This window comes from Pseudomonas sp. W2Jun17 (genome assembly GCF_023127795.1).
Lineage (GTDB): Bacteria > Pseudomonadota > Gammaproteobacteria > Pseudomonadales > Pseudomonadaceae > Aquipseudomonas > Aquipseudomonas synxantha_A.
In genome coordinates this window covers 157,928-182,253 of sequence record NZ_SPKO01000034.1, presented here as the reverse complement: position 1 = coordinate 182,253, position 24,326 = coordinate 157,928, and the positions used below count along the sequence as shown (strand labels likewise).

The window sequence follows — 24,326 nt, the reverse complement described above, 5'->3', positions numbered from 1 at the left end:
TGTGGGCACGGTCAGTGTGGGAGCTGGCTTGCCTGCGATAACGGAGTGTCAGCCAGAGTAGTGCCGACTGATACACCGCTATCGCAGGCAAGCCAGCTCCCACATTTGATCGCGTCGCCCTATTCAACACTCTAATAACAAGGACATCCCCATGCGTGCACTCGCTGCCTTGAGCCGCTTCGTCGGCAATACCTTCGCCTACTGGGTGTTGATATTTGCCGTGCTCGCCTTCCTCGAACCCAGCTGGTTCATCGGCCTGAAAAGCGCCATCGTCCCGCTGCTGGGCCTGGTGATGTTCGGCATGGGGCTGACCTTGAAACTTGAAGACTTCGCCGAAGTCGCTCGCCATCCATGGCGCGTGGCCTTGGGCGTGGTCGCGCATTTTGTGATCATGCCGGGCGTGGCATGGTTGTTGTGCCAGGTCTTTCACCTGCCGCCGGAAATTGCCGTCGGCGTGATCCTGGTCGGCTGCTGCCCAAGCGGCACCTCGTCCAACGTGATGACCTGGCTGGCCCGCGGCGACCTGGCGTTGTCGGTGGCGATTGCCGCCGTCACCACCCTCCTCGCCCCACTGCTCACACCTGCGTTGATCTGGCTACTGGCCTCGGCCTGGCTGCCGGTATCGTTCATGGAGCTGTTCTGGTCGATCCTGCAAGTGGTGCTGCTGCCGATTGTGCTCGGCGTGGTGGCGCAACGGGTGCTGGGCGAGCGGGTTCGTCATGCGGTGGACGTGCTGCCGCTGGTGTCGGTGGTCAGTATTGTGATCATCGTCGCGGCCGTGGTCGCCGCAAGCCAGGCGAAGATCGCCGAATCGGGCCTGCTGATCATGGCGGTGGTGATGCTGCACAACAGCTTCGGTTACCTGCTGGGCTACTTCACCGGGCGCTTGTTCAAGTTGCCGCTGGCGCAACGCAAGTCGTTGGCGCTGGAAGTCGGTATGCAGAACTCCGGGCTGGGTGCCGCGCTGGCCAGTGCGCACTTTTCGCCGCTGGCGGCGGTTCCCAGTGCGTTGTTCAGTGTCTGGCACAATATTTCCGGCGCATTGCTGTCGACTTATTTCCGCCGCATGAGCGAGAAAGAAGACCGCCGCGCATTGGAAACCGCTCCGTAAACTTGATCGCCTGATCCATTTTCGGCACTCTACCAAGCTTCGCGAGGACGACCTCGCGACGCTATCAGGCGCTAACCAGGGGACGACCCCACTTTGTAGAAGCGAGGTCATCATGTCCTGGATCATTCTGTTTTTTGCCGGGTTGTTTGAAGTTGGCTGGGCCGTCGGCCTGAAATACACCGACGGTTTCAGCAAGCCACTGCCCACCGCCCTGACGATTGCCGCCATGGCCGTCAGCCTTGGGTTGCTGGGGCTGGCCATGAAAGAGCTGCCGCTGGGCACCGCCTATGCCATCTGGACAGGCGTAGGTGCCGTGGGCACTGTGATTGCCGGGATTATCCTGTTTGGGGAGTCCATGGCGTTGTTTCGGTTGGCGAGTGTGGCGTTGATTATTTGCGGGCTGATTGGGCTCAAAATTTCCACTTAAGCCACTACGCTATCGCAGGCAAGCCAGCTCCCACATTTGACTGTATTCACAATTCAAAAGGTGGGAGCTGGCTTGCCTGCGATGAGGCCCTGACAAACAACGAAAACTACCTGACACTCCCCCGCAAACCACCCACTACTGCCTGCAACTGCACAGGCGTTGCCGTCTCCACAGCAATCGGCTCCCCAGCCACCAACACCACCCGCGACCAGATCCGATGAAAGAAGCCCTTGTGCGGATCGCGACTGAAGAAACTCCCCCACAGCCCCTGCAACGCCATCGGAATCACCGGCACCGGTGTCTCCTCCAGAATGCGCGTCACCCCACCACGAAATTCATTGATCTCGCCATCGGCTGTCAGCTTGCCTTCCGGGAAGATGCACACCAACTCACCTTCCTTCAGATACTGGGCAATCCGCGCGAACGCCTGTTCGTAGATCTGCATATCTTCATGGCGCCCGGCAATCGGAATCGCCCCGGCGGTGCGGAAGATAAAGTTGAGTACCGGCAAACGGTAGATCTTGTAGTACATGACAAAGCGAATCGGCCGACGCACCGCGCCACCGATCAACAGCGCATCGACAAACGACACATGGTTGCACACCAGCAACGCCGCGCCTTCATCCGGAATGGCCTCCAGGTTGCGATGTTCCACGCGGTACATGGAATGGCTGAGCAGCCAGATCATGAAGCGCATGGTGAATTCGGGGACGATCCTGAAGATGTAGGTGTTGACCGCAATATTGAGCAGCGACACCACCAGGAACAACTCGGGGATCGACAGCTTGGCCACGCTCAACAGCAGGATCGAAACGATGGCCGAGACCACCATGAACAATGCGTTGAGAATGTTGTTGGCCGCGATAACCCGTGCCCGTTCGTTCTCGGCGGTGCGCGATTGGATCAGCGCATACAGCGGCACAATATAGAAGCCACCGAATACGCCCAGGCCGAGGATATCGAACAACACCCACCAGGCCTGGCCGTAGCTGAGCACCGCGAGCCAATCGTTGGCCTGGACGTTCTGCGGGAAGCCGCCGGAGTGCCACCACAGGAGCAGGCCGAACACCGTCAGGCCAAACGAGCCGAACGGCACCAGGCCGATTTCCACCTTACGCCCGGAAAGCTTTTCGCAGAGCATCGAGCCCAGGGCGATGCCCACCGAGAACACCGTGAGGATCAGGGTGACCACGGTTTCGTCGCCGTACAACCACTCCTTGGCGTACGCCGGGATTTGCGTGAGATAGATCGCACCGACAAACCAGAACCACGAGTTGCCGACAATGGAACGCGACACCGCCGGCGTCTGCCCCAGGCCCATGCGCAACGTCGCCCAGGACTGGGTGAAGATATTCCAGTCCAGGCGCAGTTGCGGCGTCGAAGCCGCCGCGCGCGGGATGCTGCGGCTGGCAAGGTAGCCCAGCACCGCCACGCCGACAATCGCCACCGCCACCACCGGCGCGTAATGGGTGGAAGACATCATGACCCCGGCGCCAATGGTGCCGGCCAGGATCGCCAGGAACGTGCCCATTTCCACCAGGCCGTTACCGCCGACCAGTTCATCGTCGTGCAATGCCTGGGGCATGATCGAGTATTTGACCGGTCCGAACAGCGCCGAGTGGGTGCCCATGGCAAACAGCGCCAACAGCATCAATTCAAGATGATTGGCCAGGAAGCCCGCCGCGCCGACGGCCATGATCACGATCTCGCCGATCTTGATCGCACGGATCAACGCGTCCTTGTTGAATTTCTCGCCAAACTGTCCGGCCAGTGCCGAGAACAAAAAGAAAGGCAGGATAAACAACAAGGCGCACAGGTTGACCCAGATAGAGCGGTCGCCCTCGATGCTGAGCTTGTAAAGGATGGCCAGGATCAGCGATTGCTTGAAGATGTTATCGTTGAACGCGCCCAGCAACTGGGTGATGAAAAACGGCAAGAAACGCCGTGTGCGCAGCAAGGTGAATTGGGAAGGATGGCTCATCGTCGTCCGTGTTCCTGCGTGGCCTTTATTTATCAGGCCACGACTTTACCTAATCCTGCTTACTTATTCGCTAGTCCTGCAATGCAGGGCGAAACAAAAAGCTCGCCTTTATAAGCCCCCTGCACGGTGCGCTTGGCCACGATCAGCCACATCAACGCCAACGCCACCACCAGCGCACTGCCGAAGATGCTGAAGAACCCCAAATGCAACACGTTCGCCAGTTTCAGCGTGGCCAAGGCGTAAACCCCCAGCGGGAAGGTGAAGCCCCACCAGCCCAGGTTGAACGGGATCCCGGCGCGCAGGTAACGCAGGGTGATCAGCACCGCGATCAACATCCACCACAGGCCAAAACCCCATAGGGTGATACCTGCAATCAGGCCCAGGCCATGGGCCATTTCACCGACATTCTCCAGGCCATTGGCGGCGAAGATCGCTGGCGCATCGCCCCCCAACAGCAACATGCCCAAGGCACCGGTACCAATCGGCCCCAGCGCCAACCAGCTCGACGCCGCCATATTGGCGTGGGGCAATTTATGCAAGGCCATGCGCAGCATCAGGATGGTCAGGATGCTGAACGCCACCGGCAGGGAAAACGCCCATAGTACGTAGCTGGTCACCAGCATCACCAGTTGCGCATGGGCATCGGCCAGGTGCGGCGCGAGCAAGCCGCCGCTGGCCGCCGCCACTTCTGCCGCCACCACGGGCAACAGCCAGACGGCGGTCATCTGGTCGATGCTGTGCTCCTGGCGGGTGAACATCATGAACGGGATGAGTACGCCGCAGGCCAGGGACATGGCCACGTCCAGCCACCACAGGGCTTCGGCCAACGGGATGACATCACTGCCCCAACGTGGCAGGCCGAACAACAGCAATCCGTTGAGAATGGTCGCCAGCCCCATGGGGATGGTGCCGAAGAACATCGAAACCGTGGAGTGCCCGAAAATGCGCCGCGCCTCGTGGAAAAACATCACCCAACGGGCGGCATACAACACGCTGAACAACACGAACAGGCCGATGGTGAACATCCACAGGCCTTCAGCGACAGCGTGCAAGCCTGGCAAAGTGACCGGCAACTGAGCCAGGGCCAGCGCCAGCACCCCGGTGCCCATGGTGGCGGCAAACCAGTTCGGGGTGAACTGGCGAATCACTTCCCGGGGACGGGTCAGGTGGCTGAAAGGTTTGTAACGGTGGGTGGTCGAGCAGGTCATGATTTGATCCTCTTCCTCGCATGAGGTTGAGGTCATGGTAGAACCTGAATGAATATCTATATAACGGGTAATATCTCTAACTGTTATCTACTTTATAGATATTTGCCATATCTACGCAGCTGCCCGGCCCCGGGCAGAGCCCTGCCACAACTGCCCGCCAAGAGCCCCCAACGCCAACAGAATAAGGACCGCAGCGTAGCCATCGGTGGTGACGACGAGGCCAAACTCCCGGCTCAGATTGCCCGCCACCAACGCCGGTACGCAGAATGCCAGGTAGCTCAGTACATAGAATGCCGACATCAACCCCGCGCGCTCATGGGGCAACGCCAACCCGACGATACTGCGCACGCTGCCCATAAAGCCGCCGCCGAAACCAAAGCCGGCGATCACACTGGCGACAAAGAACAACCACAGGCTGGCCGTCTGTACGGCAACCAGCAACAGCCCCATGCCGACGGCCAGCAGCGCCGCCGACAGGCGCATGACCTTGTCAGCCGCACGGTTGCGCAGGCTGTAGATCATGACCGCGCCACTTAACGTGACCACCGCGACCAGCCCCCCGCCGATCAAATGCGAGGTCGACCCGGTGGCGACCCGCACCAGCGAAGGCGCCAAAGAAGAAAAGAACCCACCCAGCGCCCATACCGCCACATTCAACGGCATCGCCAACCACAAGGCCCGGCGCGCTTGCGGTGGCACATGCAGGGTGGGCGCCAGGGACTTCAAGGCCCCCGGTATACGACTGACCGTCTCGGACAACCGCCAGACATACACGGCCTGCAGCACCATCAAACCCAGCAGAGTGAGATAGATCAATTGCGTCGGCTGTGGCGCGTACTCCACCAGCAAACCGCTACCCAGCCCGCCACTGGCCATGCCCAGCATCGGCGCAAGGCTGTTGAGCATCGGGCCGCGCACCCGGTCAGTATCGAGCAGCGTCGCACTCAGCACCGCTGTGGCAGTACCGGTCGCAAAACCCTGTAATGCACGTGCAGCGAGCAGATAGGCCGTACTGTCCGCGTTGATAAACAGCAGCATCGCTACGATATTCAGCAGCAACGCGGCAAAGATCACCGGCTTGCGCCCCAGGTAATCGGAAAGCGAACCCACCGTCAGCAGCGCCGCCAACAGGCTTAGGGCATAGACGCCAAAGATAGCCGTCAGCATCGCGGCCGAAAAATGCAGGTTGTCCTGATACACCTGGTACAACGGCGTCGGCGCGCTGGAGGCGGCGAGAAAGGTCAACACTGTGATCACGAGGAACGTCAGGCTGGACCGCTGGGAATTGACGCTGATCATGGCACACTCCGCTAAAGCTAATATTTTGCTTTTGTGGAGTGTGCTACTCGCTGACGCTTAAAGCAAATTCTTTGTGTTAAGGTTTTAGCCATGGCAATCAAAGAAGGCCTCCGCCCGGGGGGCCGTAGTGCCCGGGTACAAGAATCCGTCCACAGGGCGGTGCGCCAATTGCTGGAAACCCATGAGCGTTCCGGTGTCACCGTGCCAATGATTGCGGCGTGCGCAGGCGTCACGCCGTCGACCATTTACCGGCGCTGGGGCGACCTGTCAGTACTGCTCGCCGACGTCGCCCTGGCACGTATGCGCCCCGATACCGAACCGGCCAACACCGGTAGCCTGCGCGGCGACCTGCAAGCCTGGGCTGAGCAATATCTGGATGAGATGAGTTCGGACGTTGGGCGCAATATGATGCGCGACGTGCAAAGCAGCCCGACGCCGGGGTATTGCGTGAGCATCCTGAGCGGGCAGTTGCAGGTGATGGTTGATCGCTATCCGCTATCAGCGCCACCGAGCGTGGACCGGCTGATCAACCTGCTCGCGGCGCCGACGGTGTTTCGTATTCTGTTTTCGGCCCAGCCTTTGGCGGTTGAAGAACTGCATGCCCTGATAGAGCTGGCCCTGAAAAACTAAAAACCTACACAAACCAAATGTGGGAGGGGACTTGCTCCCGATAGCGATCTCTCAGTCACTGCATGTGTGACTGAACCACTGCTATCGGGAGCAAGTCGAATCGTCGCACCGCCCCTCCAACATTTTTACTGCATTAAGCTCAGTACTTATGTACGCATCCCGCGCCCACTCACCAGCAGCCGGGCACAACCGATATACAGCACCACGGTCGCCACGATCATAAAGGTGATCGCTACGCTGATCTTGATATCCGACACGCCCAGAATGCCGTAGCGGAAGGCGTTGACCATATGCAGCACCGGGTTGGCCAGCGACACGGTCTGCCAGAACGGCGGCAGCAAGGTAATGGAATAAAACACCCCGCCCAGGTAGGTCAGCGGCGTCAGCACGAACGTCGGGATGATCGAAATATCATCGAAGTTGCGCGCGAACACGGCGTTGATAAAGCCCAGCAGCGAGAAAATCGTCGCCGTGAGCACCACCACCAGAATGGTGACCCCAAGGTGATGCACTTGCAGGTGGGTAAAGAACAGTGACAGCAGCGTCACGATCACCCCGACCATCAGGCCACGCAGCACACCGCCCAGCGTATAGCCGATCAGGATGGTGTGCGGTGACACCGGCGAGACCATGAGTTCTTCGATGGAGCGCTGGAACTTGCTGCCGAAGAAACTGGAGACCACGTTGCCGTAGGAGTTGGTGATCACCGACATCATGATCAGGCCCGGCACGATGTACTCCATGTAGGTGAAACCACCCATGTCGCCAATCTGCCGGCCAATCAGGTTACCGAAGATCACAAAGTACAGAACCATGGTGATCGCCGGCGGCAGCAGGGTCTGCGGCCAGATCCGGGTAAAGCGTTTCACTTCGCGATAAACGATGGTTTGCAGCGCGACAAGGTTGGGTTGCAGTTCGGAACTCATACCGCCACCTTCGCCAGATTTTTCTCCACCAGGGACACAAACAACTCCTCAAGGCGATTGGTTTTATTACGCAGGCTCAACACTTCGATGTTCTGAGTCGCCAGCTGGGTGAACAGCGCGGTGATGCCCATGGCTTTGTCCACCTGCACCTCCAGGGTGTGGCTATCTACCAGGCGGCTTGGGTAACCCAGCAGGTGCGGCGCCACCGACAGATTATTCTTCAGGTCGAGCAGGAAGGTTTCCACATGCAACTGGCCCAGCAGGTTGCGCATGCTGGTGTTCTCGACAATGGTGCCGTGGTCGATGATGCCGATGTTGCGGCACAACTGCTCAGCCTCTTCCAGGTAATGGGTGGTGAGGATGATGGTGATGCCTTTCTCGTTCAGCTCGGTGAGGAAGGTCCACATCGAGCGACGCAGTTCGATGTCCACGCCTGCAGTGGGTTCGTCGAGGATCAGCAGGCGCGGCTCATGCACCAGCGCACGGGCGATCATCAGGCGCCGCTTCATGCCGCCGGACAACGAGCGCGAAGGCACATCGCGCTTGTCCCACAGGCCCAGTTGGGTCAGGTACTGCTCGGCGCGTTCCTTGGCGATTTTCGCCGGGATGCCGTAATAGCCAGCCTGGGTCACAACAATGTCGAAGGTCTTTTCGAACTGGTTGAAATTGAATTCCTGGGGCACCACACCGATGGAGCGCTTGAGCGCCGCCGGGGACTTGTCCAGGTCGTGGCCGAAGATGTTCACCGTGCCGCTGGTCTTGTTGACCAGGGTGGAGAGAATGCCGATGGTGGTGGATTTGCCGGCGCCGTTGGGGCCGAGCAAGGCGAAGAAATCACCTTCGGCGACGTCCAGATCAATACCACTCAGGGCCTGGAAACCGTTGCCGTAGGTTTTGGTTAGCTGCCGGATGGACAGAGCGGAACTCATATCGGAATACGCACCAAAGAAGGGAATAGAAAGAATAGATGAGGGCACAGCGCAGGTAGTTCAACCGACGATGCAATGCAGGCATGGTGCTTGCCCATGCCGCACAAGTACAGTCACCCGTATTAATAGTGTGTATTAAGTCAACGCGGTCATCACCGCTTTGCGATACGCCGGGCGCTGTTGCAGGCGCTGGTACCAGGCCTCCAGATGGGGCATTGCCGGCCGCTCGATGGGCATCTCGAACCAGGCATAGATGAAGCAACCCAGAGGGATATCACCCATGCCGAACGCCTGACCGGACAGGTAGGGTTGCTCGGCAAGGGCCTGGTCGACGGTTTTGAGCGCGTCGATACAGGCTTGGCGCCCGGCATTGATACTGTCCCAGTTTTGCCTGTCAGCCGGGGTGCGCACGATCCCCCAGAACACCGCCTTGAACGGGTCGGCGAGCGTGGAGGTTGTCCAGTCCATCCACTTTTCGGCATTGGCCCGGGCTTGCAGGTCGCTGGGGTAGAAGTCCGATGCCTGTTTGGCGCACAGGTAGCGCACGATGGTGTTGGATTCCCACAGCACAAAATCGCCATCTTCGATCATCGGCACCCGGCCATTGGGGTTCAGGGCCCGATATTGCGGGGTGTCGACCACACCAAAAGCCCCGCCCGCATCAATTGCCTCATAGTCCAGGCCGAGTTCCTCGGCGCACCACAGTGCTTTCCTGACGTTTGATGAATTTTTACGACCCCAGATTTTCAGCATGACCGCGCCTTATTGTGGATGAACTTGGCTGGATGAAGGCAGCAGCATACGCCGGATCAGCCACGGCTTAAATCGTCCTGCAGATCGCCCAGCAGGGTCGGTGCATTGTCGGCAAACAAGTGCGGGTAACACTGGCGGATATGCGCGAAAAAGAATGCCTCGGGGACGTCAGCAAATTGCCCGTGATCCATCACATATTCCATTGAGCGACGGCCCTGGCGATTGAACGCGTGGAAGACACTGTCATGCAAGCCATCGAATTCCAGTGGCGGCACATCAAACACGTCGCACAGTTGCTGATTGAACGCCGGAGTCGCTTTGACCCAGCGGCCGTTCAGGTACAGCTCGGTATAACCGTGCATGGCGAACACGTCACTTTTGAGCAGGGCAAGCAGGCGCGGTGTGGACAGGTGGTTGCGCACGTCTGCCAGGCCAATGCGCGCGGGGATGCCACAGTGACGGGCGCAGGCGGCCAGCAAGGTGGCCTTGGGCACGCAATAGCTTTCGCCGGCAGCCAGTGCGAAGCTGGCATTCAATGTGTTGGGGTCGCGGCTGAAGGTGTAGGGGTTGTAGCGAATCGCCTCACGTACGGCGTAATAAAGACTGACTGCCTGGTCACTTAAATCCGTGCGGGTTCCGCGATGTTTTTCGGCGAACTCCACCACCGCAGGGTGGTCACTATCGATGAAGCGGCTGGGACTCAAGTACGCATTCATAAGCTTGATCTCCGAAGTGAGCCTGGAGTTTAACGACAGGCCTGCCACAGAGATAACGACGATTACGCCAAATGTCGGCGCCTGCTGATGGGTATCCCCAGTACAACTTGTAACACCCTGATCACCCGGCTTGTTCGGATGCGGACTAAGCTCCCTGGTGGTTTCGCCCCTGGTTTCACGGAGGATTGCATATGCTGTTGTTGTGGATACTGGTGCTGGTGGTCGGCATTGCCTACCTGGCACACCGCCGAACTGCCCCCCTGCCCGCCCTGGGCGTGGTCGCCGTCTACCTGCTGGCGATGGGCGCCTGGAGCCACGCGCCGGGCTGGCTGCTGCTGATCTTCTGGGTGCTCATCGCCGTGGTGGCCGCGCCGTTGCTGCTGCCTGACCTGCGCCGCCAATACTTCACCAAGCCGCTGTTCAGCTGGTTTCAGAAAGTACTGCCACCGATGTCCGAGACCGAACGCGATGCGATCGATGCCGGCACCGTCTGGTGGGACGGCGAACTGTTCAGCGGGCGCCCCGACTGGGATAAATTGCTGGCCTACCCCAAGGTTCAATTGACCGAAGAAGAACAGGCGTTCATCGACGGCCCCACCGAAGAACTCTGCGCCATGGTCAGCGACTGGGAGATCGGTCAAGCCATGGACCTGCCGCCAGCGGCCTGGGAGCACATCAAGACCCACGGATTCTTCGCCCTGATCATTCCCAAGGAGTATGGCGGCAAGGGCTTCTCTGCCTATGCTCACTCCCAGGTTGCGATGAAGCTTGCGACCCGCAGCGGTGACCTTGCGTCCACCGTGATGGTCCCCAATTCCCTGGGCCCGGCCGAGTTGCTGCTGCACTACGGCACCGAAGAACAACGCAACCACTACCTTCCGCGCCTGGCGCGTGGCGACGACATCCCGTGCTTCGCCCTCACCGGCCCGCTGGCCGGTTCCGATGCAGGCGCCATGCCCGACACCGGGGTGATCTGCAAAGGCGAATGGCAAGGCAAGGAAACCCTCGGCCTGCGTCTGAACTGGGAAAAACGCTACATCACCCTTGGCCCGGTCGCGACCTTGCTCGGCCTGGCGTTCAAGGCTCATGACCCAGACCACCTGCTGGGCGAAGAAGAAGACCTGGGCATCAGCCTCGCGCTGATTCCAACCGATACGCCCGGCGTAGAAATAGGCCGTCGTCACCTACCCCTCGGCGCTGCCTTCATGAACGGCCCCAACTCCGGCAAGGACGTGTTCATTCCCCTGGAATACCTGATCGGTGGCCAGGAAATGCTCGGCAAAGGCTGGATGATGCTGATGAACTGCCTGTCGGTAGGCCGCTCGATCTCCCTGCCTGCCGTCGGCACCGGCGCCGCCAAGTTCACCAGCCTGGTGACCGGGCAATACGCGCAGGTGCGCGAGCAGTTCAATGTGCCACTGTCAGCCTTCGAAGGTATCCAGGAAGCCCTGGCGCGCATCGGCGGCAATGCCTGGCTGATGGACAGCGCGCGTATGCTCACCGCCAATGCCGTTGACCTGGGGGAGAAGCCCTCGGTGTTGTCGGCGATCCTCAAATATCACCTCACCGAGCGTGGCCGCGAGTGCATCAGCCACGCCATGGATGTGCACGGTGGCAAGGGCATCATCATGGGCCCTAACAACTACCTGGGCCGCAGCTGGCAAGGTGCGCCGATCTTCATCACCGTGGAAGGCGCGAATATTCTCTCGCGCAACCTGATGATCTTCGGCCAGGGTGCAATTCGCTGCCATCCTTTCGTGCTCAAGGAGATGGCCCTGGCCGGTCGCGAAGACCATGACCAGGCGTTGAAAGAGTTCGACGGCCTGCTAATGCAACACATCGGTTTTGCCGTGAGCAACGCCGCCAGCACCCTGGTGCTGAACCTGGGCTTCGGCCATTTCGAAAAAGCCCCCGGCAACCGTTTGAGCCAGGGCTACTTCCGCGCCCTGAACCGCCAGGCGGCTGCATTTGCCCTGCTGGCCGACCTGAGCATGATGCTGCTGGGTGGTGAGCTCAAGCGCCGCGAACGCCTGTCCGCCCGCCTGGGTGATGTACTGAGCCATATGTACCTGGCGTCCGCAGCGCTCAAGCGTTATCACGACCTGGATTCGCCAGACCATCTGGAGCCGCTGTTTGCCTGGGCCATGGAAGAGAGCCTGGGTGAATCGGAACGCGCACTGGATGAACTGCTGAGCAACTTCCCGAACAAGGTACTCGGCTGCCTGCTGCGGGTGATCGTATTCCCGTTCGGGCGTCGGCATACCGGGCCCTCCGATGCACTGGATGCCGAAGTGGCGGCGGTAATCGGTCGTGCCAAGGGCGACCCGACCCTGGAAGAACTGCTAGCCGGGTGCTATCGACCGCAAGCGGCGGAAGATCCAGTAGGCGCTCTGCAACATGCCTACGATTTGCTCGGCGCCAGCCATCCGTTGCAGAAAAAACTGCATACCGCGCTTAAAAGCGGGCAGGTCAAACCGACTGCCGGTGAGTCTGCCATCGATGCCGCCTTGCATGCCGGCGTGCTGCAACCAGGTGAAGCGCAAACCCTGCGCGATGCCGAAGCGGCACGGCGCAAGGTGATTGACGTGGATGATTTCAGCAAGGAAGAGCTGATGCAGGTTGAGGGTAAAGTCCGCTGATACCGGCGGTCATATAAAAACGGGCGCGAGAGGCATATACTCTCGCGCCCGTTTTTGCTTTAGAGGACTTATCTCGTGTCCAACGTCGTTGCCGATCATCTCGTCTTGCTCGACCACTTGCGCAGCATCCTGGTTGCCGTCGGCGAAGCCGAACAGGTACCCGAGGAAAGCCACTCGCTGTTCCTGGAGCGTTTCGACGAACTGCGCGCCCTGTTGCCGATCGATCCGATCGAAAGCCAGTACCTGGGCCAGGACCTGATGAGCCAGGTCATCCTGCGCTACCCGCAAATCGCCCACTTGGTGCCACGCGACCTGCTGTGGTTCTTTGGCGGCGACTGCCTGCACTTCATGCCCGACGAAGAACTGGACCTGTACCAGGCCCTGGAGGAACGTCGCTATGAGGCCGAACAGAACGACGAACCGTTCGACTGGAACCAGGAAAAGCAACTGCTGGCCATGCCCCAGGACCAGAGCAAGCACTGACTTTTCAAGCACTGAGATTCAAATGTGGGAGGGGGCTTGCCCCCGATAGCAGTGGGTCAGTCAATGTAAAGGTGACTGACAGACCGCTATCGGGGGCAAGCCCCCTCCCACATTTAGCTTTGGCTCCTTGGCCATGCACTCCACCAGATAATCGATAAACACCCGCAACTTCGGCGGCAGGTACCGCGTTGGCGAATGCAGCAACCACGCCTCGCCATGGTAAGACGCAATAAAGTCCCACGCTGGCAACACTTGCACCAACTGGCCCGCCGCCAACGCATGCCGCGCCGTGAAATACGGCAAGCTGCCAATCCCCACATGCTGCAATACCGCATCCAACCGCACCCCAGTGTGGTTCGCTGCATAACGCCCGCGTACGCCAACCGTCACCGCATTGCCGGCCTGGCGAAATTTCCAACGTGAATCGCCGGGCGTTTCCCCCAGGTAAATGCAACTGTGCTCGAGCAAATCATGAGGATGGCTTGGGGTGCCATGCTCGGCCAGGTACTGCGGCGTCGCGCACAGCAGGTGTTCGATGGGCAATAGCTGGCGCCCGACCAGGCCGGGAGGTGGACTGTCAGTGATACGAATGCTCAAGTCGACATTGTCGTCGATCAGGTCCACATGCCGATCTTCAAGGATCAATTGCACATCCACCTTGGGGTAGCGCCGCAGAAATTCCGGCATATGCGGATGCACCACGAACCGCCCCACCGCCTTGGGCACGCTGACCCGTACCAGGCCCTCGGCTTCATCGGTGAACTGGCCGCTGATTTCCATCACCGAGCGGGCCGCGCTGACCATCTCCTGGCAACGCTTGAACACCTCTTCACCGCCCTCGCTCAGGCGCAGTTTGCGCGTTGTGCGTTGCAGCAAGCGCGTGGCCAGGGCTTGCTCCAGGCGTGAAATGCTGCGGCTCACCGCCGAGGGGGAGACGCTCAGTTGCCGCGCCGCTTCGGAGAAGCTGCCGGTTTCCACGACCTTGACGAAAATCGCCATTTCACCCAACAACGGCAAAGGAAGATTGATGCTCATGACGCACAGGTCCATTGATAATTGAGCGGATTATCACTCATCTGCGCACTATTTATACTGCCCACAGAACCCTGATGCGGATGTAGACCATGACCGAGCGCCTGTTTTTTACCCATGACCACCTGACAGCCGAGCTGGAAGTGCTCAGTTGCACCCCGCACGAAGAGCAATTCGCCGTGATTGCGCAGTCGACGATTTTTCATCCCCAAGGCGGCGGCCAGCCGTTCGACACCGGCTGGCTCGGCGATAGCCAGGTACTGCGGGTCGTGCAGGAAACCGAACAGGTGGTGCATTACGTCGACCGGCCTCTGGAACCTGGACCGGTCATTGCACGAGTCGACGCACAGCGTCGAGCCTTGCACAGCCGCCTGCATTCGGCGGGCCATTTGATCGGCAACGCCGGCGAACGTCTGGGCTGGATGCCGATCAAGGCCCACCACTGGCCGGGCGAAGGCAAGATCACCTTTATCCGTGGCCAAAGCGCGCAAGACATGGATGCGCAAACGCTCCAGCAATGGGTCAACCAATGGATCGCCGCTGACTATCCACGGCATATGACGCTGGATGAAGGCACCCGCGAAGTCGGCTTCGGTGAATTGCCGGCTTACGCCTGTGGCGGCACTCATGTGCAAGCGTTGAGCGAGCTGGGCCAGGTGACGATCCTGGCGCTATCGGAGAAAAAGGGCGCATTGTCGGTGCGCTATGACATTGAAACTAATGTGGGAGGGGGCTTGCTCCCGATAGCGGGGTGTCAGTCAGCTTACCTGTAACTGATCCACCGCTATCGGGAGCAAGCCCCCTCCCACAGTGGACCGATGCGCCACAGAGAAATAGGCTAGACGGCAATCGCCCCTGCCCTGCCCGGCTCGACCACGAACGACTTCAACGTCGACACCGTCGCCGCCGGGTCACGCGGGTCACTGATCGCCCGAAAATTCGTCAACATGCTGTCGGCCGCCAACTCCACCGACACATACCCGCGCTGGCGGCTGTCGAAGAACTTCACATGGGGGTTAAGCGGCATGATCTTCATGAACGCGTCATAGGGCGGGCCGTCAGAGGTCACCGACGAGCCAACGAACTCGGTGGCAACCACCGCCGAGTCCGGATTGTCGGCGTTAGCATGCAGGTCAGTGGCCCAGAACGAATGAATGTCCCCGCCCCAGAACACCGGGTTCTTCACGCGATTGCGCACAATCGACGCCAGCATCCGTGAGCGGTTAGCCATGTAGCCATCCCACCCATCGGTCCAGCGCCCCGGCTTGTGGTTGGTGAGATCGCGCTGGATCAGCGGCGCCACCAGCAGATCCTGGGCGATCACATTCCATTGCGCCTTCGACTGGGCAAAACCCTGGTCCAGCCAGGCTTCTTGTTGCCAGCCGAGCAACGTGCGGGCGGGGTCGCGCAAGTTGCTGCAAGGGGTGGTGACAACATGCCCCTGGTGGCTGCCATTGGCTGCGATGCACGGTTGCTCGGAACGATACTGACGCCCGTCGAGCACATGGAAACGTACAAGCCGGCCGTAGTCCAGACGTCGATAAATACGCATGTCCGCGCCCTTGGGCACGCTACTGGCGCGCAAGGGCATGTGTTCGTAAAACGCCTGGTAAGCCGCCGCCCGTTGCTGGAGAAACTGCGCCACCGCAACCTTGGGATCCTGGGACCAGCGGTTGGCATAGTCATTCTGCACTTCATGATCGTCCCAGGTCGCCACGCTGGGTGCGGCGGCGTGCAGGGCTTGCAGGTCCGGATCGGTCTTGTACAACGCGTAGCGGTTGCGATAGTCGCTCAGGCTTTGCGCATTGCCACTGCCGTGAGAACGAAAAACCTTGCCAGAATCCGCCGCGTAAGAGCTGTCGTAAATATAGTCGCCGAGGAAAAACACCAGGTCGGGCCGCTCCGCGGCAAGGTGTCGGTAGGCACTGAAGTAACCGCGCTCCCAGTGCGAGCACGACACAAACCCCAGCCGGGCCGATGCCATGGCCTGCAGCGGCGGCATCGTGCGGGACTGGCCCACCTGGCTCTGCGCACCGAGCCCTTCAAACTGGTACCAATACGGCCGATCCGCCGCCAGCCCCGCCACTTCGACATGCACTGCGTGAGCGAAACGCTGCGTCGCCAGCACCTCCCCCTGCCTCACAATACGCGTCATCGCCGCATCGCTGGCCACCCGCCAACGCACTGGCACTGAGCGACTCAGGCCGCCACGGCCATCCGCGGCGTTGAACAACGGCGCCAGGCGCGTCCATATCACAAAGCCATCCGGCAACGGGTCGCCGGAAGCCACGCCGAGGGTGAACGGATAATCCACCCCGGCACTGCGCGCAAACGGGCTGAGGATCGAAAACGCGGTAGCGACCGCCAGCCCGCCAAGTATCCGGCGCCGGTCGTGGTCTACCCCGCCGCTCACAGACAGCGCTCCCAGTCGTCACGCACGGCGGCAAGGGTAAAAAGCACCTCGGTCTGACGCATTTCAAGCGCTCGTAACAACAGGCGTGCGGTAGTCAATTGAGGCAATGCTGTGTCCATGGAAGCTGGCTCTCAAGATAAATTTCTCAAGCATGTACGCCCCGAGTGTCAGTTTCATTACGTGCCAAAACTGACCGGTAAGTTTTCTGAAAGACCCGTCCTAGAGCCTTCAAACCGTCAATTAAAGTTAACCATTCGGTCATTTTTGCTTGCTAGCGTGTTGCCCCTAATTCAATAACGGGGTAACGGAATGAGAACCTGGGACGAACCCAAGAAACGCAAGGCGCACATCGAACTGATCCCGATGATCGACGTGATGATGTTCCTGCTGGTGTTTTTCGTACTGGTGAGCCTGAACGTGATTCCCGCGCTCGGCATGAAGACCCAATTGCCCAGCGCCAGCAGCTCGCAGCAGCTCAAACCGCAAAACAAATTCATCCTCACCCTGGGCCTGGAAGGCCAGTTGCAACTGGACGGCAAGGACCTGACGGTGGATGCCCTGGTGCCGGCCTTGAAGGCGGCCGAGAAGCCCGACACCAAGTCGACGATCATCGTCAACAGCGACAAAGGCGTAGAGGTTTCGCGCCTGGTGGAAGTGATGGACACCCTGCGCCTGGGTGGCTTCACCTCCGTGTCCATTGCTACGCGTAAGTCTTGATCATGTACGTTCTGTTTCGTGCGCGTCAGCTGCTGGGCAGTGTCCCGGCCCTGATCGCCCTGGTGCTGATTGCACTGGGTATCCAGTCCCAGACCTTGAAGGTCGAGCCGGTGTATGACGAGTCGGCGGTCGAATTGGCCTTGGTCGAGCCGGAACCGGAAGTCATACCGGAACCGGTGGTGGAACAAGAACCGCCACCGCCGGTAATAGAAGAGGAAGAGGCCGCGCCGGCGCCACCGCCACCGCCCAAGCCGCTGCCTAAACCCGAACCCAAACCCAAGCCAAAACCTGTGCCCAAGCCGGCGCCCGTGGTCGCCAAGCCCGCGCCAACGCCGCCACCGGTGGCCGCCAAGCCAGCCCCGGTCGCCGTCGCCCAAACGGCACCGACGCCCGCCCCACCGGCGCCACCGAAGGTCGATGGCCAGGCCCTGGAAGGCGGTTACCTCAAAGGCTTGCGCAACGAGTTGGACACCTACAAGCAGTACCCCACCGGGCGCCAGGCGTCGCTCGAACGCCCCAGCGGCGAGGTGGTGGTGTGGTTGCTGGTGGACCGCCAGGGCCGTGTGCTCGATTCCGGCTTGCAGACTCAGGCCTCAAGCATGTTGCTCAACCGGGCCGCCACCAACAGCTTGCGTCGCATCAAGCAAGTCAAACCGTTCCCCGAACAAGCCTTCGGGGGCCGCAATGAGCAGCGCTTCACCGCCACCTTCAACTACAGCGTGCAATAAGCACCCGACATCAGGACGACAGTGATGAAGTTCACCCGCATTCATCTGGCACTCGTTGCCGCGACCAGCATGAGCCAGGGACTGGTCATGGCAGAGACCAGCGACAGTGATGTCGGCACCATTGGGGTACAAGGCAAGGCGAGCGCAGGGGGCGGTTACATGGTCCCGGAAGAAAGCATCAAGGGCCGCTCCACGGTGACCAAGGAAGCACTGGACAAGCAGGCAGCAACAGGCAATGCCATCGATAAGCTCAAGTACACCCCAGGCTTGAACATCTCCAGTGAAGACAACACCGGCCTCTCGGGTTTTCGCTTCACCATGCGCGGCATGAACTCCGACCAGGTGGGCATGTCGGTGGACGGCATGCCGATCAACGACTCCGGCAACTACGCGCTGTACTCCAACCTGCTGGGCGACCCGGAAAACATCGACCAGATCTTCGTCACCCAGGGTGCTTCGGAATCCGACGGCCCGCACATTGGTTCCAGCGGCGGCAACATCGGCATCGTGACCATTCGCCCGACCAAGGAAACCGGCGCGTTCGTCAAACAGGTGGTCGGCAGCAACGCCACGCGCAAGACCTTCGCCCGCCTCAATACCGGTGATATCAACGGTCTTAGCAACTGGCTGTCGGTGTCCCATACCGAAGGGCAGATGTGGCGTGGCTCAGGCGCGGTGCGTGCGGACAAGGTGGAGTGGAACAGCTTCTTCGACGCCGGCAACGGCAACACCGCCAACCTGATCCTCAAGTACCACGAGCAGGACAACAACAGTTACAGCCAGTTGACCAAGGCGCAGTTCCAGCAGAACGGCCGCAAGTACGATCCCTACCCGGCCACGCCGAGCGTGGGCAGCAACGGCAAGTACAACAGCTACTACGCCCTGGCGCAGAACCCGTTCCAGACCTTCACCGCCGTGCTCAACACCCAGTTCAAACTGGCCGACAACCTGGCGCTGTCGGTGATCCCGTATTACTACTGGGGCAACGGCAGCGGCGTCGGCTCGTCCGCCTATGCGCTCAACCGTGGCTCCAACCAGGGTGGCGTGTTCGATCTGGGCAACCTGCCCACCGCCGCCCAGTACAACGCCGATGGCACACCGAACAGCGGCGTGTACTACCGCCCTTCACGCACGCAAACCTGGCGGCCGGGCATCACCACCAAACTGACCTGGGACCTGGGCGACCACAGCCTGCAATTCGGCTACTGGTACGAGCGCGCACGCCAGAGCCAGACCCAGCCGTTCATTCCCCTAAAGAGCAACGGCAAGCCAGTGGATACCTGGCCGGATTCCAACAGCGCCATCGTCGATGCCAACGGCAACCAGGTCCAGGGGCGCGACCGCTTCACCGTGACCCCGGCGCAAAAGGTCTGGGCCCAGGACACCTGGTACATCAACCCGGATTGGACCTTCATCGCCGGCCTGGCCTACATGAACGTCGAGCGTGAAGGCACCAACCATGGCAGCCTTAACGAACGCCCGGAAAAACGTAACCAGACCTACAACAAACTGCTGCCCAACGCCGGCCTGAAATACCAGCTGGACGAGCGTGACCAGTTGTTCTACAGCCTGTCGCGCAACATGCGGGTACCGCAGAATTACGTGCTCTACGACAAAGGCGCCGGCTCGATCGACGCCGAACCGGAAACCAGCTGGAACCATGAACTGGGCTGGCGCTACAGCGGCGACGACATGACCCTGGCCGCCACCCTGTTCTACATGGACTTCAAGAACCGCCAGGTTTCGTCCCGGGACATCAACGGCGACTTTGCCGACATCAACGCGGGCTCCGTGGTCAACAAAGGCCTGGAGCTGGAATGGAGTGGCCAGTTGCCCCACCACTTCAACTACTACACCTCCTACACCTACACCAAGGCCGAGCAGCAGGATGACCTGACCGTCTACAACGCCGGCAAGCCCATCGTGCTGCCCACCAGCGGCAAGCAGTTCGCCAACGTGCCCAAGAACATGCTGGCGGCCAACATTGGTTACGACGACGGGCGCTTCTACGGCACCTTCGGCGGCAAGTACACCAGCAAGCTCTATGGCGACCTGACCAACGACGAAGCCATTTCCGGACGCACCGTGTTCAACCTTGGCGCCGGTATCTACCTGCCGGTGGACAAGAAAGTCGTCAAGGACGCGACCCTGCGCCTGAACGTCGACAACCTGTTCGACAAGAAGTACCTGGACGGCGTGTACACCACCAAGACCAACGCGGCCAGCTACAGCGGTTTTCGCGATGGCGACCCGGCCTACATCGTTGGCCTGGACCGCACCGTAACGGTTTCGCTGGAAGCGAATTTCTAAGACTGACCCAAGAGGAACACCAGCATGGATATGAACCTGCTCCACGACGTCACCTTCTATGTGATGTACGCGGCGATGGCCATTGCGATCTTCATCGCCATCGAACGCGGCATCTACTTTGCCTACGTGCGCCGCCAGGCTCGGGCGTTGATCGACGCCCTCGGCGCCCCCGTGCACAGCGAGCGTGACCTGCCGGAAAACCTGAGCCGTCGCGACAGCCTGCCGCTGAACATGATCCTGCCGGTGCTGACGCAGAAAGCCTCCAACGGTTCACGCAAGGACCTGGACGACGAAATCGACACCCAATACCTCAAGACACGCGCCCCGCTGGCCCGCAGCCTGTGGATCATCGAGACCATTACCACCGCCGCCCCGCTGCTGGGCTTGCTGGGTACCATCCTCGGCATTATCGACACCTTCAAGGCGCTGGCCACGGCGGGTGTTTCCGACCCAGGGCAGATTTCCGGTGGTATCGGCACGGCCTTGTTCGCCACCGGGCTGGGTATTGCCATCGCGCTGTTCTGCGTGGTGTTCCACAACTTTTTCCAGGACAGTCTGGAACGCATCAACGACCAGTTGAAGATCCTGTTGATCCGCGCGGCCAGCGGAGCCCGCGTACAAGGCGAAGTACCGCACCTTGTACCAACCTCCTTGCACAGCCGCACAGCGTGACCCGTCGGGCGGGCGCGTAATACGCCCGCCCCTTTGTTTTGTCCGATGAGACGCCTATGTCCCTTTCGATGAAGTTGCGTATCGCCAGCCTCGCCGGCGTGTTGCTCAGTCCGCTGGCCCAGGCGGACTTTTCCATTCCGGGGTTTGAGCTGGTGCACACCGTGCCGGTGGATACCGCCCTGGTCACCGCCGATTTGCGCCAGACTGGCCCGGTATGGATCGAGCTGTTCGACAGTGCGAAGAGCCGCATTGATATCGGCCAGTTCTACGCCGTCGACCATCCCGGCTCGGTGATGAACACGGTCATCGAACGCCTTGAGGCTGCCGGCAAGCGCGGCGTGAAAATTCGTTTTTTGCTGGAAGAAAAAGGCCTCAGGCTGTCAGAAGCTGCCACCCTGGAACGCCTGCGTGCGATCCCCAACCTGACCTTGCGGGTGCTGCCCTACGGGCAACTGAGCGGCGGCATCATCCACGCCAAATACCTGCTGGTGGATGGCACGCAGGCGTTTATCGGCAGCCAGAATTTCGACTGGCGCTCCCTGGAACATATCCACGAAACCGGGCTGCGCATCAGTGACGCAGCCGTCGTGGGCCAAGTGCAGGAGATCTTCGATCAAGACTGGCAAGCCCAGGCTGCGCTCGCCGATAAGCAACCGGTGCCGCTGCCGGCCACCGGCCAGGCGCCCGCACGCACCGGCAACTACCTGGTGGCCAGCCCGCAACGCTACAACCCGCCAGGCGTAGGCGACTCACAGCTGGAACTGCCACGCCTGCTAAGCGAAGCAAAAAAAGAAGTGCGTGTGCAATTGCTCGATTACGCGCCACTGTCCTACGGGCCTGATCGAACCCGCCCGTACTACGCGGTGATCGACAACGCCGTGCGTGCCGCTGCTGCCCGTGGGGTGTCGATCAAACTGATGGTGTCCAACTGGAACACCGATAAGCTGGAACTGCCCTACCTCAAGAGCCTGGCGGTATTGCCCAACGTCGAAATCAAGATCGTCACCCTGCCCGAAGCCAAGCAAGGTTTTATCCCTTATGCCCGAGTGATCCACAGCAAGACCATGGAGATCGACGGGCAAGTGGCGTGGATCGGCACCAGCAACTGGTTGGGCGGTTACCTGGATAACTCGCGCAATCTGGAGGTGGTGATGCGCAGTGAAGCGATGGCCAGGCGTGTAGGGCAATTGCATGAGCAACTGTGGGACGGGCCCTACGCCAGAGCCTTGAGCGTGACGGATGAATACCCTGAGCCCCATCCTGGCCAGCATTGACCTTGGGCACCTGAGTAGTGGTAGTGTGTGGAAATGTTTCCGACTTGCCTGTCAGAAACACCCTACTCACTACCTGCAAAGGAATGCCTTAAACAATGCACTTTCCACTCAAGCAATTGGCCGTTGCCACCCTGTTCGCGGCTAGCCTTTCGGCACTCTCAACCCCCGCTTTCGCCAACATCAGCGCAGACCAAAGCGCGGCGATTGTGAAGAGCTTCGGCGAGACATCGGTCACCGATTTCCGCAGCTTCCTCGGCAACCTGGCCAAGGGCGAGCTGGGTAAATCGGCTGACGTCGGCCCGGCTATCAGCGCCTTTCTCGACAACAAAACCCTGAACGCCGAGCAACAGAACGAGATCAATCGCCTTCTCGGTATCTACACCCGTGTGAAGTACGGCAAGGCTGCCCTGGAAACCTTGCGCGAACTGGTGGAGATTCCGACCTTCAACGTAGACGGGCTGCCACAGTACAAAAACCCGGAATTCCTCAAGATCGCCGACAAGATCCAGGCCCTGGCCAAATCCTTCAACCTGAACTTCCGTAACGTCGATAACCGTGTGTACGAAATCTCCCTGGAAGGCAGCGGTGATGAAGTCGTCGGCGTACATGCCCATGCCGATGTGGTGCCGGTCACGCCGGAAAACTGGGTGCTGCAAGATGGCACCAAGCTCGACCCGTTCAAGGTCACGCTGATCGGCGACCGCATGTATGGCCGTGGGACCGAAGATGACAAGAACGGCATCGTCGTGGCGATGTATGCCATGAAGGTGATCAAGGAAGAAAAACTGCCGCTGGCGCGCACGTTCAAGCTGCTGGTGGACACCACCGAAGAAACCGCCGGTGACGCGATTCCCTACTACTTCGAACGCAACCCCGTGCCGCAATACAACCTGGCGCTGGATGGCGGCTACCCGGTGGTGATCGCCGAGAAAGGCTCGGGCACAGTCATGGCGACCTTCCCGGTGCGCAAAGGCGAAGGCACAGGCGCGGAAATCATCGCAATGACCGGCGGCAAGGCCACCAACCAGATTCCATCGGTGTCGGTCGCCACGTTGGTCAGCGATAAGCCTGCTGAGTTAGCGGCCAGCCTGCAGCAGGCCGGTAATGATTATGCCAAGCGCAACGGCGGCAATTTCCAGGTCAGCGCCAAGGTCGATGGCAAGGACGTCAAACTCACTGTCACCGGCGTATCCGCCCACTCCTCCGAACCCGAAACCGGGGTCAACCCGGTGGCTCGTATGCTGGAACTGATCCACGGCGTCGACGGCAAGATTGCCCTCAAGCACAACCACATCACTGATGCAGCGCGTTATGCAGCGGACAACTGGGGCCTGGATTACCTTGGCGGCAAATTGGGCGTGGGCTTCGCCGATGACTTCATGGGGCCGTTGACCACCTCGCCGACCTTTGTCGGCCTGGATGACAAAGCCTTCAAGCTGGCGGTGAACCTGCGGGCGCCGAAGGGTAAAACCCCGGAGGCACTCAAGGCACAGATCGAACAGAAACTGAATGCCTGGAACCAGCAAGCCAAGGTCAACGTGAGCTTCGCCTATTCGCTGGATACACCGATGTACCGCAACCCTGAAGGTGAGTGGGTCAAAGCCTTGCTGGCGGTCGCCACGGAAAACCTGGGCATGCCGCACAAGTTCGGCACCTCGGCCGGTGCAACCTCGGTCCACGACTTGCCCAACGGGGTGCAATTTGGCCTGGCCCGTCCGGAAGAGAAGTACACCGGGCACACCGACAGTGAGTTCAAAACGGTTGAGCAGTTCCTGCTGGACCTGCAGATCGTCACTGAAATGATGGGCCGCGTCGGGCAGTTGCCGAAGCTCTGACCCATCCTCATCGCCTGAACCACCGCTTTCGCGGCCTCGCTGAAGCTCGACAGCTCCCACAGGGGATCGGCAGTGCTGGGTTGATCTCGGTTGGCAGTACCATCACGCCAAGCACAACTCCTGACAACAACACCGCCCAAATGTGGGAGCTGTCGAGCCCCGGCGAGGCTGCGATGGCGGCGGCACAGGCAACATTTTCATCGCCTGAACCACCGCTTTCGCAGCGTCGCTGAAGCTCGACAA

General features: G+C 60.2%; 22 protein-coding genes. 12 read left to right on the top strand and 10 right to left on the bottom strand.

Going from position 1 to position 24,326, the window contains the following annotated elements; translation table 11 throughout:
* Window positions 1–151 precede the first annotated feature (151 nt).
* Together E4O98_RS22710 and sugE are read left to right on the top strand one after the other, a co-directional pair.
* A complete protein-coding gene (locus E4O98_RS22710) occupies window positions 152–1,111 on the top strand; it encodes a bile acid:sodium symporter family protein (RefSeq protein ID WP_032877033.1) in 960 nt (319 codons plus the stop codon).
* 112 nt (window positions 1,112–1,223) lie between these two features.
* Window positions 1,224–1,538: a quaternary ammonium compound efflux SMR transporter SugE gene (gene sugE, locus E4O98_RS22705; RefSeq protein ID WP_010211634.1), complete on the top strand. Its 315-nt coding sequence runs from the start codon at window positions 1,224–1,226 to the stop codon at window positions 1,536–1,538.
* A gap of 106 nt (window positions 1,539–1,644) precedes the next feature.
* Here sugE and E4O98_RS22700 read toward each other — a convergent pair whose 3' ends face one another.
* The 3 genes from E4O98_RS22700 to E4O98_RS22690 form a co-directional block, all read right to left on the bottom strand.
* On the bottom strand, window positions 1,645–3,519 hold the full coding sequence (locus E4O98_RS22700) for an MFS transporter (RefSeq protein ID WP_248136295.1): 1,875 nt from the start codon (window positions 3,517–3,519) through the stop codon (window positions 1,645–1,647).
* 59 nt (window positions 3,520–3,578) lie between these two features.
* Window positions 3,579–4,727 carry a TDT family transporter gene (locus tag E4O98_RS22695; RefSeq protein WP_032877036.1) on the bottom strand — a complete coding sequence of 383 codons (1,149 nt, stop codon included), beginning with the start codon at window positions 4,725–4,727 and terminating at the stop codon, window positions 3,579–3,581.
* Window positions 4,728–4,838: 111 nt separating this feature from the next.
* Window positions 4,839–6,026 (bottom strand): MFS transporter, encoded by a 1,188-nt coding sequence (locus E4O98_RS22690; protein ID WP_248136293.1) that lies wholly within the window; start codon window positions 6,024–6,026, stop codon window positions 4,839–4,841.
* Between the two features lie 90 nt (window positions 6,027–6,116).
* Here E4O98_RS22690 and E4O98_RS22685 point away from each other — a divergent pair, with 90 nt between their 5' ends.
* Entirely contained in the window at window positions 6,117–6,656 is a 540-nt protein-coding gene (locus tag E4O98_RS22685) for a TetR/AcrR family transcriptional regulator (RefSeq protein WP_032877039.1), read from the top strand.
* Between the two features lie 146 nt (window positions 6,657–6,802).
* Here E4O98_RS22685 and E4O98_RS22680 read toward each other — a convergent pair whose 3' ends face one another.
* The 4 genes from E4O98_RS22680 to E4O98_RS22665 form a co-directional block, all read right to left on the bottom strand.
* Window positions 6,803–7,582: an ABC transporter permease gene (locus E4O98_RS22680; protein WP_005786689.1), complete on the bottom strand. Its 780-nt coding sequence runs from the start codon at window positions 7,580–7,582 to the stop codon at window positions 6,803–6,805.
* Window positions 7,579–8,511, bottom strand: a complete 933-nt coding sequence (locus E4O98_RS22675; RefSeq protein WP_032877040.1) for an ABC transporter ATP-binding protein — start codon at window positions 8,509–8,511, stop codon at window positions 7,579–7,581. Before E4O98_RS22675 ends, E4O98_RS22680 begins: the two co-directional genes overlap by 4 nt.
* A gap of 135 nt (window positions 8,512–8,646) precedes the next feature.
* The gene (locus E4O98_RS22670) at window positions 8,647–9,264 is read right to left on the bottom strand and encodes a glutathione S-transferase (RefSeq protein ID WP_005786686.1); all 618 of its coding nucleotides are present in this window, start codon (window positions 9,262–9,264) and stop codon (window positions 8,647–8,649) included.
* A gap of 56 nt (window positions 9,265–9,320) precedes the next feature.
* A complete protein-coding gene (locus E4O98_RS22665; RefSeq protein ID WP_248089896.1) occupies window positions 9,321–9,980 on the bottom strand; it encodes a transglutaminase family protein in 660 nt (219 codons plus the stop codon).
* 191 nt (window positions 9,981–10,171) lie between these two features.
* Here E4O98_RS22665 and E4O98_RS22660 point away from each other — a divergent pair, with 191 nt between their 5' ends.
* Both E4O98_RS22660 and E4O98_RS22655 read left to right on the top strand, forming a co-directional pair.
* Window positions 10,172–12,619, top strand: a complete 2,448-nt coding sequence (locus E4O98_RS22660; protein WP_032877043.1) for an acyl-CoA dehydrogenase — start codon at window positions 10,172–10,174, stop codon at window positions 12,617–12,619.
* Window positions 12,620–12,694: 75 nt separating this feature from the next.
* Window positions 12,695–13,102, top strand: coding sequence for a PA2817 family protein (locus tag E4O98_RS22655; RefSeq protein WP_003190109.1), 408 nt, complete (start codon window positions 12,695–12,697; stop codon window positions 13,100–13,102).
* A gap of 60 nt (window positions 13,103–13,162) precedes the next feature.
* Here E4O98_RS22655 and E4O98_RS22650 read toward each other — a convergent pair whose 3' ends face one another.
* Window positions 13,163–14,137 (bottom strand): LysR family transcriptional regulator, encoded by a 975-nt coding sequence (locus E4O98_RS22650; RefSeq protein WP_248136291.1) that lies wholly within the window; start codon window positions 14,135–14,137, stop codon window positions 13,163–13,165.
* Window positions 14,138–14,226: 89 nt separating this feature from the next.
* Here E4O98_RS22650 and E4O98_RS22645 point away from each other — a divergent pair, with 89 nt between their 5' ends.
* Window positions 14,227–14,907 carry a hypothetical protein gene (locus E4O98_RS22645; protein WP_103735111.1) on the top strand — a complete coding sequence of 227 codons (681 nt, stop codon included), beginning with the start codon at window positions 14,227–14,229 and terminating at the stop codon, window positions 14,905–14,907.
* A gap of 65 nt (window positions 14,908–14,972) precedes the next feature.
* Here E4O98_RS22645 and E4O98_RS22640 read toward each other — a convergent pair whose 3' ends face one another.
* Complete coding sequence (locus E4O98_RS22640; protein WP_248136289.1) at window positions 14,973–16,547, bottom strand: alkaline phosphatase D family protein; 1,575 nt, start codon at window positions 16,545–16,547, stop codon at window positions 14,973–14,975.
* Window positions 16,544–16,666, bottom strand: coding sequence for a hypothetical protein (locus tag E4O98_RS27670; RefSeq protein ID WP_256584633.1), 123 nt, complete (start codon window positions 16,664–16,666; stop codon window positions 16,544–16,546). The genes E4O98_RS22640 and E4O98_RS27670 overlap by 4 nt, the downstream gene beginning before the upstream one ends.
* A gap of 190 nt (window positions 16,667–16,856) precedes the next feature.
* Here E4O98_RS27670 and E4O98_RS22635 point away from each other — a divergent pair, with 190 nt between their 5' ends.
* The 6 genes from E4O98_RS22635 to E4O98_RS22610 all read left to right on the top strand — a co-directional run bounded on the left by E4O98_RS22635 (window position 16,857) and on the right by E4O98_RS22610 (window position 24,083).
* Window positions 16,857–17,264 (top strand): biopolymer transporter ExbD, encoded by a 408-nt coding sequence (locus tag E4O98_RS22635; protein ID WP_005786670.1) that lies wholly within the window; start codon window positions 16,857–16,859, stop codon window positions 17,262–17,264.
* A gap of 2 nt (window positions 17,265–17,266) precedes the next feature.
* Entirely contained in the window at window positions 17,267–17,992 is a 726-nt protein-coding gene (locus E4O98_RS22630) for an energy transducer TonB (RefSeq protein ID WP_032877047.1), read from the top strand.
* Between the two features lie 24 nt (window positions 17,993–18,016).
* Window positions 18,017–20,302: a TonB-dependent receptor gene (locus tag E4O98_RS22625; protein ID WP_248136287.1), complete on the top strand. Its 2,286-nt coding sequence runs from the start codon at window positions 18,017–18,019 to the stop codon at window positions 20,300–20,302.
* 24 nt (window positions 20,303–20,326) lie between these two features.
* Window positions 20,327–20,974, top strand: coding sequence for a MotA/TolQ/ExbB proton channel family protein (locus E4O98_RS22620; RefSeq protein ID WP_248136285.1), 648 nt, complete (start codon window positions 20,327–20,329; stop codon window positions 20,972–20,974).
* A 56-nt stretch (window positions 20,975–21,030) separates the two neighbouring features.
* Window positions 21,031–22,248, top strand: coding sequence for a phospholipase D-like domain-containing protein (locus tag E4O98_RS22615; protein ID WP_248136283.1), 1,218 nt, complete (start codon window positions 21,031–21,033; stop codon window positions 22,246–22,248).
* Window positions 22,249–22,343: 95 nt separating this feature from the next.
* Window positions 22,344–24,083, top strand: a complete 1,740-nt coding sequence (locus E4O98_RS22610; RefSeq protein WP_032877050.1) for a dipeptidase — start codon at window positions 22,344–22,346, stop codon at window positions 24,081–24,083.
* Window positions 24,084–24,326 lie beyond the last annotated feature (243 nt).